Annotated in this window: 10 protein-coding genes; 8 read left to right on the top strand and 2 right to left on the bottom strand. The window is 63.3% G+C overall.

Annotated elements, in window-relative coordinates:
* Positions 1–252 precede the first annotated feature (252 nt).
* On the bottom strand, positions 253–1,116 hold the full coding sequence (locus tag J8I87_RS39340; RefSeq protein WP_209937817.1) for an endonuclease/exonuclease/phosphatase family protein: 864 nt from the start codon (positions 1,114–1,116) through the stop codon (positions 253–255).
* Positions 1,117–1,197: 81 nt separating this feature from the next.
* Between J8I87_RS39340 and rlmD the strand changes: the two genes are divergently transcribed.
* The gene (rlmD, locus tag J8I87_RS39335) at positions 1,198–2,622 is read left to right on the top strand and encodes a 23S rRNA (uracil(1939)-C(5))-methyltransferase RlmD (RefSeq protein ID WP_209937816.1); all 1,425 of its coding nucleotides are present in this window, start codon (positions 1,198–1,200) and stop codon (positions 2,620–2,622) included.
* 80 nt (positions 2,623–2,702) lie between these two features.
* On the opposite strand, the gene J8I87_RS39330 is transcribed toward rlmD, so the two are convergent.
* Complete coding sequence (locus J8I87_RS39330) at positions 2,703–3,506, bottom strand: outer membrane protein assembly factor BamD (RefSeq protein WP_409518876.1); 804 nt, start codon at positions 3,504–3,506, stop codon at positions 2,703–2,705.
* Between the two features lie 92 nt (positions 3,507–3,598).
* Between J8I87_RS39330 and J8I87_RS39325 the strand changes: the two genes are divergently transcribed.
* The 7 genes from J8I87_RS39325 to rimO all read left to right on the top strand — a co-directional run bounded on the left by J8I87_RS39325 (position 3,599) and on the right by rimO (position 13,105).
* On the top strand, positions 3,599–4,879 hold the full coding sequence (locus J8I87_RS39325) for an RluA family pseudouridine synthase (protein WP_209937814.1): 1,281 nt from the start codon (positions 3,599–3,601) through the stop codon (positions 4,877–4,879).
* Positions 4,876–5,715 carry a peptidoglycan editing factor PgeF gene (pgeF, locus tag J8I87_RS39320; protein ID WP_209937812.1) on the top strand — a complete coding sequence of 280 codons (840 nt, stop codon included), beginning with the start codon at positions 4,876–4,878 and terminating at the stop codon, positions 5,713–5,715. The genes J8I87_RS39325 and pgeF overlap by 4 nt, the downstream gene beginning before the upstream one ends.
* Before the next feature lie 435 nt (positions 5,716–6,150).
* Positions 6,151–8,127, top strand: coding sequence for a class I poly(R)-hydroxyalkanoic acid synthase (phaC, locus tag J8I87_RS39315; protein ID WP_209937811.1), 1,977 nt, complete (start codon positions 6,151–6,153; stop codon positions 8,125–8,127).
* Positions 8,128–8,316: 189 nt separating this feature from the next.
* On the top strand, positions 8,317–9,498 hold the full coding sequence (locus tag J8I87_RS39310) for an acetyl-CoA C-acetyltransferase (protein ID WP_209937810.1): 1,182 nt from the start codon (positions 8,317–8,319) through the stop codon (positions 9,496–9,498).
* Positions 9,499–9,670: 172 nt separating this feature from the next.
* The gene (locus tag J8I87_RS39305; protein WP_209937809.1) at positions 9,671–10,411 is read left to right on the top strand and encodes a 3-ketoacyl-ACP reductase; all 741 of its coding nucleotides are present in this window, start codon (positions 9,671–9,673) and stop codon (positions 10,409–10,411) included.
* Between the two features lie 148 nt (positions 10,412–10,559).
* On the top strand, positions 10,560–11,138 hold the full coding sequence (gene phaR, locus J8I87_RS39300; RefSeq protein ID WP_209937808.1) for a polyhydroxyalkanoate synthesis repressor PhaR: 579 nt from the start codon (positions 10,560–10,562) through the stop codon (positions 11,136–11,138).
* A 575-nt stretch (positions 11,139–11,713) separates the two neighbouring features.
* On the top strand, positions 11,714–13,105 hold the full coding sequence (gene rimO, locus J8I87_RS39295; protein WP_209937807.1) for a 30S ribosomal protein S12 methylthiotransferase RimO: 1,392 nt from the start codon (positions 11,714–11,716) through the stop codon (positions 13,103–13,105).
* Position 13,106: the final 1 nt, after the last annotated feature.

Below are 13,106 nucleotides of genomic sequence, written 5' to 3'. Positions count from 1 at the left end.
CTTTGCTTACTTTCTTTGCGGCGGCAAAGAAAGTAAGTGCCGCCCCGCACAGGGGCAACGCCTGTGCCGCGAGGCGCTATCGCGGATGCCCGCGCAGGGCAAGGCGAACCACATCGCGGATGCCCGCAAAGGGCAAGGCGAACTACATCGCGGATGCCCGCAAAGGGCAAGGCGACCCGCATCGCGGCATGCCCGCGCAGAGAGCAACGGCACAACCGCCTCGCCAATGCCCGCGCAGCGCCAAAAGCAAACCTAATCGATCTCCAACACGATGGGCTGATGATCCGAAGCCCGCGTCCCGCCATCGATCTCGCAGCTCCGCAGCCGCGGCCGCAAGTCTTCCGTGGCGAACAGAAAATCGCAGGTAAGAGGGCCGTCCGACCATTGCGCCTTGTCGTAGACACCCGCAGTCATTGGCGGCGTCTGGCCGGGGTGCAGCGTGGTCCATGCATCGATGAAGGAAGGGCTGCCGTCGAGCGGCTCCAGCATGCGCCGGTACGCTTCGCTGCCGTACGCGCTATTGAAATCGCCACAGACGATCGCGCTGACGGGCCGTCCCGTATCGGTGAACGGGCCGATCGCGTTCTCGGCCGGGGCAGGGTGCGCGGCATGCGCGGCCGCCTCCTGCTGCAGCTGGCGCAGCCGGTTCACCTGCGCGAGGCGCTGCTTGAGAGAATAGAACTCCAGATGCGTGACGATTACGCGCACCGGGCCCCCGGGCGCGCGCAGCACCGCTTCGAGCGCGACGCGCTGCATCGACGGCGAGTCGGGATCGGCAGGCCACGGCAGCGAGTGACGGATCACCCGCTCGACAGGCAGACGCGTCGCGAGCGCATTGCCGAACTGCCGGCGCGGCGCGGCGGGCGCGTCGAGCTTGAGCGGCGCCAGATCCGCGCCGATTGCGCCGAGCACCGTGAAGCCGGGCAGCAGATCGGCCAGCTCGGCGAACTGGTCGTCGCCCGGATGGCCCGCCAGCACCGAAAAGCCGCGCGTGACTTCCTGCATGCACAGCACGTCGAAATCGGCGAGCCGCCGTGCTTCGTCGATCGTGCGCGAGAGGTTCACGTCCCCGTGCGCACTGCGTCCCCACTGGACATTCCAGCTGATCAGTCGCATCGTCAAATCTCCGTCGGTGTTTGTCGTTCGTCTACAATCTCGTGTTTGGTCCCACTTTTACACAGTCCCAGGAAGTCGCAGGTGTCTGAAACCATCCCCCACATTGGTAGAACGCGCTCGCCCAGAAAGGGCAAGCAGCCGGGTGCGGAGGCCGCCGCTGGCCCGTTCAAGGCGCCCGAACTCGAAATCGACTCGCTCGACATGGAAGCGCGCGGCGTCGGCCGGACCGTCACGGAAGATGGCTCGCCCGGCAAGGTCATCTTCGTCGAGGGCGCGCTGCCCGGCGAACGCGTCACCTATTCGAGCTACCGGAAGAAGCCAAGTTTCGAACAGGCGCAGATCGTCGATATTCTTAGAGAGAGCGTGATCCGTACCCGCCCGCAGTGCAAGTTTTTTGGCACATGCGGCGGTTGTTCGATGCAGCATCTCGACGTGCGCGCGCAGATCGCCGTCAAGCAGCGCGTGCTCGAAGACAACCTGCTGCATCTCGCGAAGCTGCGTCCGGAAACCGTGTTCCGGCCGATCCACGGCCCGTCGTGGGGCTACCGCTATCGCGCGCGCCTGACGGTGCGCAATGTCGTCAAGAAGGGCGGCGTGCTGGTCGGCTTCCACGAGAAAAAGAGCAGCTACGTCGCCGACATGACGAGCTGCGAAGTGCTGCCGCCGCACGTGTCGGACATGCTGGTGCCGCTGCGGCATATGGTCGAAGCATTGTCGATCCGCGATCGCATGCCGCAGATCGAGCTGGCCGTCGGTTCCTCCGTGACGGCGCTCGTGCTGCGCATTCTCGAGCCGATCAACGCGGCCGACGAGCAACTGCTGCGCGATTTCGCCGACCAGCACAACGTCCAGTTCTGGCTGCAGCCGAAGGGCCCGGATACCGTCTATCCGTTCTATCCGCTCGACCGGCAGCTCGATTACACGCTGCCCGAGTTCGGCATCCGCATGCCGTTCCGTCCGACCGACTTCACGCAGGTCAATCACCAGATCAACCGGGTACTCGTCGGCCGCGCGCTGCGGCTGCTCGCGCCCGCGAAGACCGATCGCGTGCTCGATCTTTTTTGCGGGATCGGCAACTTCACGCTGCCGCTCGCGCGCGTGTCGCGCGAAGTGGTGGGCATCGAAGGCAGCGAGGTGCTGACGTCGCGCGCGCTCGACAATGCGAAGGAAAACGGCGTCGACAGTCATACCTCCTTTGCATGCCGCAACCTGTTCGAAGTCACGGCAGACGACATCCGCGCGCTCGGCCATTTCGACAAATACCTGATCGATCCGCCGCGTGAAGGGGCGCTGGCCGTCTCGAAGGCGCTCGCGGATATCGCGCAAAGCGGCGAAGGGCCGTTGCCCAAGCGCATTGTCTACGTATCGTGCAACCCCGCCACGCTCGCGCGCGACGCGGGCCTGCTCGTGCATGAAGCGGGTTATCGCCTCAAGGGTGCGGGCGTCGTGAACATGTTCCCGCACACGTCGCACGTCGAGTCGATTGCGTTGTTCGAGCGGGACTGACAACACCGGAAACACCGCTGCGCAAACAAAAACGCCACGGTTCGAACCGTGGCGTTTTTTTGTTCAGGCGCTCGGGCGGATCAGAACTGCCACCACGACTTTTCCTTGCCCGGACGCGCATGGCCCGTGATGTACGGGCTGTCCGGGAAGGTGCCTGCCAGCACGCGCTTCGTGTCTTCCGCGAGTTGCGGCTGGTCCAGTTTCTGATACGACAGCATCATGATGTGCAGTGCGTCTTCGATGGCGGGCGCGTTCTTGTATTCCTTGATGGCGAGCTGCGCGCGGTTGATCGCGGCCACATACGCGCCACGGCGGTAGTAGTAGTCGGCGGCGTGAACTTCGTGCGATGCCAGCGCGTTCACGATATAGCGCATGCGCTGTGCCGAATCCGGCGCGTACTTGCTCTGCGGATACTTGTCGACGACGACCTTGAACGCGTCATATGACTCGCGCAGCGACTTCGGATCACGCTCGCTCATGTCCTGGCCAGAGAAGCGGCCGAACAGCCCCAGGTCGTCGTTGAAGTGGATCATGCCCTTCAGGTAGTACGCGTAGGGAATGTCCGGGTGGTCCGGGTGCAGCTGGATGAAACGGTTGACGGCCTGGTCGGCAGCATCCGTTTCGCTGTCCTTCCAGTTGCAGTACGCGACGTTGATCTGTGCCTGCTGCGCAAAGTGGCCGAACGGATCGCGGCCTTCGAGCGCTTCGAAGTATTTCGCGCACTTGCCGAAGTCCCCGCCGCTCAAGGCGTCTTGCGCCTCCGTATATAATTTATTGTTGGTCCATGTGGCCGTTTCGTCTGTCTTCTCCGGCAGGCCATGACAGGCCGCCACCAGCGCGACGGCCGCCGCGCACGCGACATAGCTGGCCGCCTTTGCGGCCATCTGTTGGGCCACCGTCTTTCGAACAGTTTGAGTAATGATGTTCAAGGCTCGCATTTTCCAGTCTAGCTTTACGTCCAGGTGACCCAGTCTCGATGACCCGTTCCAATACTCCGCGTCCCGCTCAGTGTCCCGTTCAGGGCGCGCGGAAGAGCAACAAAGATTATAGCCCAAGCGCCGAGCCCGCCGACGCATATGCAGACGATCCGTCAGCCGACGCGCTCGACGACGATCTGACGAGCGACGCGCTCGCTCCACAAGCCGCCGAGGCACGAGGCGCCGCGCCGCGCGAGGACGAAGCGCCGCGCGTCGTCACGGTGCCGCCCGAGCTCGCGGGCGACCGGCTCGACAAGGTGCTTGCCAAAGTCTTCCCCGAGTTCTCGCGCAGCCGGCTGCAAAGCTGGATCGAGGCGCAGCGTGTGCGTGTCGACGGACAGGGCGCGAAGATCCGCCAGCCCGTGCCGCTCGGCGCAACGATCGAGCTCGTGCCCGATCTGCTGCCCGAGCAGCTCGCGTTCACGCCGGAGCCGGTGCCGCTCGATATCGTCTATGAAGACGAGACGCTCGTCGTGATCAACAAGCCCGCCGGGCTCGTCGTGCATCCCGCTGCCGGCAACTGGAGCGGCACGGTGTTGAACGGCCTGCTGCATCGCTATGGCGACGCGGCTGCGGGCTTGCCGCGCGCGGGCATCGTGCACCGGCTCGACAAGGAGACCTCGGGGCTGATGGTCGTCGCGCGCACGCTAGAAGCGCAAACCGACCTCGTGCGCCAGTTGCAGGCGCGCACCGTGAAGCGCCGCTATCTCGCGCTCGTGTGGGGCAGCATGCCGGACGAAGGCACGATCGACGCGCCCATCGGCCGCGATCCGCGCGAACGCACGCGCATGGCGGTGGTGACGGGCGCGGCGGGCAAGCCCGCGCGCACGCACTTCAGGCGCATCGATTCGACGGTATGGGAACGGCAGCCCGTGTCGGCCATCCATTGCGATCTGGAGACGGGGCGCACGCATCAGATCCGCGTTCATTGCGCGCATGTCGGGCATCCGCTGCTCGGCGATCCCGTCTATGGCCGCGCGCGCGGCAAGCGTTCGGTGACGCCGCTGCCGGGCGGCTTCGCGCGCCAGGCGCTGCACGCATGGCGGCTCGCGCTGGTTCATCCGCGGACGGGCCGTACGATGCAGTGGCGCGCCGACGTGCCGGACGATATCGCGGCGCTATCCGAGGCGCTGGGGCTCGGCCGTGAACACGACGAAGAATTCGAATACGTCGAAGACTACGACGACCATGACGAAGACGATGTCGACGCATCCATCGACGAAGGCTGCGACGACGAAGACGAAGCCGACGAATCACCCGACAAGGAAGATCGCGCATGACCCTGCCTGAACTGACGATGAACGATGTGCTGCGGCCGCAGTGGCCCGTGTCGCCGCGCGTGCACGCCCTCGTTACGACGCGCAACGGCGGCGTGAGCCTGCCGCCGTTCGGCACGTGGCGCGATGGCGTCGAGGGTCCGGGGGGACTGAATCTCGGCAAGAAGTCGGGCGACGACCTCGCGCACGTCGAAGCGAACCGCGCGCGCCTGATGAAGCTCACGGGCCGCGGCGAAGCCGCGTGGCTCTCGCAGGTTCATGGCGCGAACGTCGTGAGCGCCGACGACGCGCTTGCGGCCGCGCGGCGCGGCGAGCCGCTCTTTCAGGCCGACGCGAGCGTGACCGACCGGCCGGACACGCTATGCGTCGTGATGATCGCCGACTGCATGCCTGTGTTGCTGTGCGACCCGCAAGGCCGGGCCGTCGGCGCAGCGCACGCGGGCTGGCGAGGGTTGGCAGCGGGCGTCGTCGAAAGCACGGCGCAGCGTGTCGCGTCTCTCGCGGGCGCTGACATGTCAGTGCTGCATGCGTATCTTGGACCGTGCATCGGCCCGCAAGCCTTCGAGGTCGGACCAGACGTGCGTGACGCCTTCATGAACGGTGTCGGCGGCGCACAACGCGATATCGTCGCCGGCGCCTTCGTCGAGCATCCTCGAAACGCGGGCAAGTACCTCGCGGATCTGCCACGACTCGCGCGTGCGCGTCTTGCGCAAATAGGTGTGACGAACGTGGTCGGTGGCGATCGATGCACGTTCACCGAGCGCGGGCGTTTTTACTCATATCGACGCGATCGCGAGACAGGCCGGATGGCCGCGATAATCTGGCTCGCGGATCGGTAACGCCTGCTCCAACTCCCCGTTGTGCAAGGCAATTTTTACGGTGTCTTTGCTGCGGGCGATTAATCGGAAGCGTGCAACCGAAGCACGGTTATGCTGCAGTGCGTGAAGGTAAGAAGACCTACGCGCTTGCGCACTGCAAAAGCCTTTCACGGCCCCATGCAGGGGGAAGAGAGCCCGTCACAGCGGGCTCTTTTTGCATTGCACAGCACGATCGTTCTCTCATCGGCGAACTGCTTTGAAATACATCGGGAAAACGATAATGAAAAAAATATCGCAGTGCGGCAAAATCGGGAGCAAGCATTGACATGCCTTGCGATGGGGCGCAAGAATGTTTCTTCACCAGGCAAGGGCGCAACGCGGGCGGGGTCAATCGCAGTCCCGCGCGAGTACCTGCCTCTCAACCCGTCCGCGAGGACATTTCGGTTAAAAGCAGGCATGGCTGCATCTCATACTTCCTCGACTTCTTCTCGCACCGGCACCTCATCGGACGGCACGCAGCAGCAAGCGGACGCCGCAGGGGTGCAACAATGGTTCGATGCCTGGATGAACGCATGGCGTTCGCTGGGCGCGCCGGCGGCAGCAAACGGCAATCCCTTCACTGTTCCGTCCATGCCCGACTTCGCGAAAGCGGCGACGGCGCAGGCCGGTGCACTGCCGTTTTCCAATCCTTTCGTCGAGCAAATGGCAAAGCAGTTTGCACAGACGCAAGGTCAACCCAATGGTGAGCCGTTCAACGCTTTCTTCGGACAAGCCTTCAATCCGCAGTTCGCGCAACAGTTCGCCCAGCAGCTCGCAGGCCTGAAGGTGCCCAGCGCATCGATCCCGGCCGCGCGTCTGCAGCAGTTGCAATCCGACTATTCGCGTGAAGCGATGCAATTGCTGCAGCAGGCGGTGCAGGCAACATCGTCGGGCATCGAACTGAAGGACCGGCGCTTCAGCGCGGACGCGTGGAAGACGACACCTGTCTACACGTACACGGCCGCATGGTATCTGTTGAACGCGCGTTATCTTCAGGAACTGGCCGACGCAATCGAAGCCGACCAGAAGACGCGCGAGCGAATCCGCTTCGCCGTGCAGCAGTGGACGGCCGCGGCATCGCCGAGCAACTTCTTCGCGCTGAACCCGGAAGCGCAGAAAACACTGCTCGAGAGCAACGGCGAAAGCCTGCGCCAGGGCGTGATGAACCTGCTTGCCGACATGCAGCGCGGCAAGATTTCGCAGACGGACGAATCGCGTTTCGTCGTCGGCAAGAATCTCGCGACGACGGAAGGCTCTGTCGTGTTCGAGAACGACCTGATGCAGCTGATCCAGTACAAGCCGCGCACGGCGACCGTGCACGAGCGGCCGCTGCTGATCGTGCCGCCTTGCATCAACAAGTACTACATCCTTGATCTGCAACCCGAGAACTCGCTCGTTGCGCATGCAGTCGAAGCGGGTCATCAGGTGTATCTGATCTCGTGGCGCAACGCGGACCAGTCGATCGCCCACAAGTCGTGGGACGACTACATCGGCGAAGGCGTGCTGACCGCAATCGATACGACGCGCCAGATCAGCGGCCGTGAGCAGATCAATACGCTCGGCTTCTGTATCGGCGGCACGCTGCTCGCGACGGCGTTGAGCGTGGCGGCGGCGCGCGGCGAACATCCCGCCGCGTCGATGACGCTGCTCACCGCGATGCTCGACTTCGCCGACACGGGCGTGCTCGACATCTTCGTCGACGAGGCGCATGTGCAGATGCGCGAACAGACCATCGGCGGCAAGAACGGCACGCCGCCTGGCCTGATGCGCGGCATCGAGTTTGCGAACACGTTCTCGTTCCTGCGGCCGAACGACCTCGTGTGGAACTACGTCGTCGACAATTATCTGAAGGGCCGCACGCCGATGCCGTTCGACCTGCTGTTCTGGAACAGCGACTCGACAAGTCTGCCCGGACCGATGTACGTCTGGTATCTGCGCAACACGTACCTGGAAAACCGGCTGCGCGAGCCCGGGGCGTTGACGACGTGCGGCGAGAAGGTGGACCTGACGCGTATCGACGTGCCGACGTTCATCTATGGTTCGCGCGAAGACCATATCGTGCCGTGGGAAACGGCGTATGCATCGGTGCCGCTGCTGTCCGGGCCGCGCAAGTTCGTGCTCGGCGCGTCGGGGCATATCGCCGGCGTGATCAATCCGCCATCGAAAAACAAGCGCAGCTACTGGTCGGTGAAGGGCGACGAGAAGTCGCTGCCCGAGAATCCGGACGACTGGTTCGAATCGGCATCGGAAACGCCCGGCAGCTGGTGGCCCGAGTGGACGAACTGGCTCGAACAATACGGCGGCAAGAAGATCAAGGCGCCGGCGCAAGCAGGGTCGGCGGAATTCCCCGTGATCGAACCCGCGCCTGGCCGCTACGTGCAGGAGCGCGAGTGATCGTTCGGGTGCTGAAGCATTGCACGAGCGGTCGCCATCGCACAGAGAAAGAACGGCCGCCGCAAAAAAATAACGAGTGACGACGGATGGAGTGAGACAGACGCTGTACACGCAGGAACGCTGACTGACCGGATTAACAACTTGACGGGCACTGTGGAGCAACAGGCCGCAGCCCCAAAGGAAACGGAAATGACTGACGTAGTGATCGTATCGGCGGCCCGCACGGCCGTCGGCAAATTCGGTGGGTCGCTGGCGAAGATTGCGGCGCCTGAGCTGGGCGCCACGGTGATCCGCGCCGTGCTGGAGCGCGCGGGCGTGAAGCCCGAGCAGGTGAGCGAAGTCATCATGGGCCAGGTGCTGGCGGCGGGGTCGGGCCAGAACCCGGCGCGCCAGTCGGCGATCAAGGCCGGCCTGCCGATGGCGGTGCCCGGCATGACCATCAACAAGGTGTGCGGCTCGGGCCTGAAGGCCGTGATGCTGGCGGCGAACGCGATCATCGCGGGCGACGCGGACATCGTGGTCGCGGGCGGCCAGGAAAACATGAGCGCCGCGCCGCACGTGATGCTCGGCTCGCGCGACGGCTTCCGCATGGGTGATGCGAAGCTGATCGACAGCATGATCGTCGACGGCCTGTGGGACGTGTACAACCAGTACCACATGGGCGTGACGGCCGAGAACGTCGCGAAGGAATACGGCATTTCGCGCGAAGACCAGGACAAGTTCGCGGCGCTTTCGCAAAATAAGGCGGAAGCCGCACAGAAGTCCGGCCGCTTCAATGATGAAATCGTGCCGATCCAGATTCCGCAGAAGAAGGGCGACCCGCTGTCGTTCGCAACCGATGAGTTCGTGCGTCACGGCGTCACGGCTGAATCGCTCGCGGGCCTGAAGCCGGCGTTCTCGAAGGAAGGCACCGTGACGGCGGCGAACGCGTCGGGCCTCAACGACGGCGCCGCGGCTGTCGTCGTGATGTCGGCGAAGAAGGCGGAAGCGCTCGGTCTCACGCCGCTTGCGCGCATCAAGGCGTATGCGAACGCGGGCGTCGATCCGAAGGTGATGGGCATGGGTCCCGTGCCGGCATCGCGCCGCTGTCTGGAGCGCGCGGGCTGGAGCGTGAATGATCTCGACCTGATGGAAATCAACGAGGCGTTCGCTGCGCAGGCACTGGCCGTGCACAAGCAGATGGGCTGGGACACGTCGAAGATCAACGTGAATGGCGGCGCAATCGCGATCGGTCACCCGATCGGCGCATCGGGCTGCCGGATTCTCGTCACGCTGCTGCACGAAATGCAGAAGCGCGACGCGAAGAAAGGCTTGGCATCGCTTTGCATCGGCGGTGGGATGGGCGTGGCGCTCGCGCTCGAGCGTCCGTAACGAGGCCGTTTCATCAGGAGGCCGCCACGCGCGCCGTTCGCCGAAAGGCGGCCGGCTGCGTGGCGCGGTCCAATTGCATTGCGCGCCGCGGCGTCCGCGGCATCGCAGTGGAGATTGGGAAGCGAAGCACGAGGCGGCTGGCGTCTCGTAAAACGATAATGGAGTGTGTTTTATGTCACAACGAATTGCGTATGTAACGGGCGGCATGGGTGGCATCGGCACGAGCATTTGCCAGCGTCTGCACAAGGATGGCTTCAGGGTGATCGCGGGCTGCGGTCCGAACTCGCCGCGCCGCGTCAAGTGGCTCGAAGATCAGAAGGCTCTGGGTTTTGACTTCGTTGCGTCGGAAGGCAACGTGGGCGACTGGGAGTCGACCAAGGCCGCGTTCGACAAGGTAAAGTCCGAAGTCGGCGAAATCGACGTGCTGGTCAATAATGCGGGCATCACGCGCGACGTCGTGTTCCGCAAGATGACGCACGAAGACTGGACGGCCGTGATCGACACGAACCTGACGAGCCTCTTCAACGTGACGAAGCAGGTGATCGACGGCATGGTCGAGCGCGGCTGGGGCCGCGTGATCAACATCTCGTCGGTGAACGGGCAGAAAGGGCAGTTCGGTCAGACGAACTACTCGACCGCGAAGGCGGGAATTCACGGTTTCACGATGTCGCTCGCGCAGGAAGTGGCCACCAAGGGCGTGACGGTCAATACCGTTTCGCCGGGCTACATCGGCACGGACATGGTGAAATCGATTCGCGCCGACGTGCTGGAAAAGATCGTCGCGACGATCCCGGTGCGCCGTCTCGGCACGCCGGATGAAATCGGGTCGATCGTTGCATGGCTGGCGTCGGATGAGTCGGGCTTCGCGACGGGGGCTGACTTCTCGCTGAACGGCGGCCTGCATATGGGCTGATCCGTGGGCGTCCTGATTCGTCGCAGCAACGGCGAACCGGGACGTTGCATGGTTCAGATGTTTCTGGCGGCGTCTCGTACGCGCAGTGTCGAACTGCGCGTACGGCAGGACGCCGTTTCTGCGCTTCATTCGCGCTCAAAGGCGTTACATGACCACTACTACAAAGAAAACAGCCGAACGACTCATCAAGAAATATCCGAACCGTCGACTGTACGATACAGAGACCAGCACTTACATCACGTTGACCGATGTGAAGCAGCTCGTGCTGGATCAGGAGGATTTCAAGGTCATCGATGCCAAGAGCAACGAAGACCTGACGCGCAGCATCCTGCTGCAGATCATTCTCGAAGAGGAGAGCGGTGGTCTGCCGATGTTCTCTTCGCTGATGCTGTCGCAGATCATCCGTTTCTACGGACACGCGATGCAGGGCATGATGGGCACGTACCTGGAAAAGAACATTCAGGCGTTCATCGATATTCAGAACAAGTTGGCGGATCAGTCAAAGGGCCTGTACGAAGGCAAGACGATGAATCCGGAAGTCTGGTCGCAGTTCATGAACATGCAAGCCCCGATGATGCAGGGGATGATGACGAGCTATATCGAGCAGTCGAAGAACATGTTCGTGCAGATGCAAGAGCAGATGCAGAACCAGGCGAAGACGATGTTCAGTTCGTTCCCATTTACGCAGGCCACGCCGCAGGAAAATCCGGAGCCGGAGAAGAAGTAACTCGCCGGGTGGGGTTGCTCGATTGAATCCGCCCGGCGATGTTCCGGGCGGTGGAGCGTTTTTGGATCGGCGGTGCGTGATCTTCACGCTCAAACTGGCATTGCTCTCTCCAGAAGATATCGGATTGGTGTTTTTTCGAAATGCTCAATATGGGCTCCTAATAAATGCGTCTGCACGGGTCGCGGCGTGCGGATTGCTTTCGAAAGGAATACAAATCCAATTTCAGCCTTCTAGCGCCGCCGATGCGAGACTGGTGTCGTTTTGACCGGGCAACCGGTCAACGCTGCGCGGTAAGCGGGAGTAGTCGTCGCAAACAGGGATCGCGTTGGTTCGGTTCGGACTTGCTTCGCCAGTCGCGCCGCGAGCCGTGCCGGCACGCCCGCGGTATAATGTGCGGTTGCTTGCGCGGGGCCCAACCGATTTCAATCCGATCGCATGGCCCCATTTCACGGCGGCCATTCCCGCAATGGCGCCGCCGCGCGGTGCACCCACGTTTGCCGCGATCTGGCGCCCGGGCTGCACATCCAAGCCGCCATGTAACGCGTCACTCATCGCTTCTCGCCGGACCATTCTCTATGTCGCAGACTTCGACCCCCGCCGCGCCGACCGCTTCGATTCCGAAGGTCGGATTCGTTTCACTCGGATGCCCGAAAGCCCTCGTCGATTCCGAACAGATCATCACGCAACTGCGCGCGGAGGGGTACGAGATCTCCGGCACGTACGACGGCGCGGACCTCGTTGTCGTCAACACGTGCGGCTTCATCGATGAAGCCGTCCAGGAAAGCCTCGACGCCATCGGCGAAGCACTGACGGAGAACGGCAAGGTGATCGTCACCGGCTGTCTCGGCGCGAAGCAGAGCGCAAGCGGCTCGAACCTGATCGAAGAAGTGCATCCGAAGGTGCTTGCCGTAACGGGCCCGCACGCGCTCGGCGAAGTGATGCAGGCCGTGCACAGCCATCTGCCGAAACCGCACGATCCGTTCGTCGATCTCGTTCCCGCAGCGGGCGTCAAGCTGACGCCGCGCCACTACGCGTATCTGAAGATTTCCGAAGGCTGCAATCACCGCTGCACGTTCTGCATCATCCCGTCGATGCGCGGCGACCTCGTCTCGCGTCCCGTCGCCGAGGTCATGCTCGAAGCGGAAAACCTGTTCAAGTCAGGCGTAAAGGAACTGCTCGTCATTTCGCAGGACACGAGCGCCTACGGCGTCGACGTCAAGTACCGCACGGGCTTCTGGAACGGCAAGCCGATCAAGACGCGCATGACGGACCTCGTCGGCGCGCTCGGCGCACTCGCCGCGCAATATGGCGCGTGGGTGCGTCTGCACTACGTCTATCCGTATCCGAGCGTCGATGAAGTGATTCCGATGATGGCCGAAGGCCCGTTGAAGGGCCACGTGCTGCCGTATCTCGACGTGCCGTTCCAGCACGCGCACCCCGAAGTGCTCAAGCGCATGAAGCGCCCGGCGAACGCCGAGAAGGTGCTCGAGCGCGTGCGCGCATGGCGCGAGATGTGCCCCGACCTGACCATCCGCAGCACGTTTATCGCGGGTTTTCCGGGTGAGACGGAAGAGCAGTTCGAAACGCTGCTCGACTTCATCCGCGAGGCGCAACTCGATCGCGTGGGCTGCTTCGCGTACTCGCCCGTCGAAGGCGCGACGGCCAATGAGCTCGATGGCGCATTGCCCGACGAAGTCCGCGAAGCACGCCGCGCGCGCTTCATGGAAGTCGCGGAGGAAGTATCGGCAAAGCGCATCGCGCGCAAGGTCGGCAAGACGCTGAAGGTGCTCGTCGACGAAATCAACGCGGACGGCGGCATTGGCCGCACAGCGGCCGATGCGCCGGAAATCGACGGCGTCGTCTACATCGCGCCGGCGACGAAGGCGTCCCGGCGCTACAAGGTCGGCGATTTCGTCTCCGTGAAGATCACGGGCGCCGATGGCCACGATCTCTGGGGCGAGGTCTGAG

The organism is Paraburkholderia sp. LEh10 (genome assembly GCF_017814945.1).
In the GTDB taxonomy this organism is placed as follows: domain Bacteria; phylum Pseudomonadota; class Gammaproteobacteria; order Burkholderiales; family Burkholderiaceae; genus Paraburkholderia.
This window is presented reverse-complemented; position numbering and strand designations above follow the sequence as displayed.

Excerpts from the sequence above, each read along its gene's own strand:
- J8I87_RS39340 (WP_209937817.1), bottom strand. The coding sequence starts at position 1,116 with ATGCGACTGATCAGCTGGAATGTCCAGTGGGGACGCAGTGCGCACGGG.
- J8I87_RS39330 (WP_409518876.1), bottom strand. The coding sequence starts at position 3,506 with ATGGCCGCAAAGGCGGCCAGCTATGTCGCGTGCGCGGCGGCCGTCGCG.
- J8I87_RS39325 (WP_209937814.1), top strand. The coding sequence starts at position 3,599 with ATGACCCGTTCCAATACTCCGCGTCCCGCTCAGTGTCCCGTTCAGGGC.
- pgeF (WP_209937812.1), top strand. The coding sequence starts at position 4,876 with ATGACCCTGCCTGAACTGACGATGAACGATGTGCTGCGGCCGCAGTGG.
- phaC (WP_209937811.1), top strand. The coding sequence starts at position 6,151 with ATGGCTGCATCTCATACTTCCTCGACTTCTTCTCGCACCGGCACCTCA.
- J8I87_RS39310 (WP_209937810.1), top strand. The coding sequence starts at position 8,317 with ATGACTGACGTAGTGATCGTATCGGCGGCCCGCACGGCCGTCGGCAAA.
- J8I87_RS39305 (WP_209937809.1), top strand. The coding sequence starts at position 9,671 with ATGTCACAACGAATTGCGTATGTAACGGGCGGCATGGGTGGCATCGGC.
- phaR (WP_209937808.1), top strand. The coding sequence starts at position 10,560 with ATGACCACTACTACAAAGAAAACAGCCGAACGACTCATCAAGAAATAT.
- rimO (WP_209937807.1), top strand. The coding sequence starts at position 11,714 with ATGTCGCAGACTTCGACCCCCGCCGCGCCGACCGCTTCGATTCCGAAG.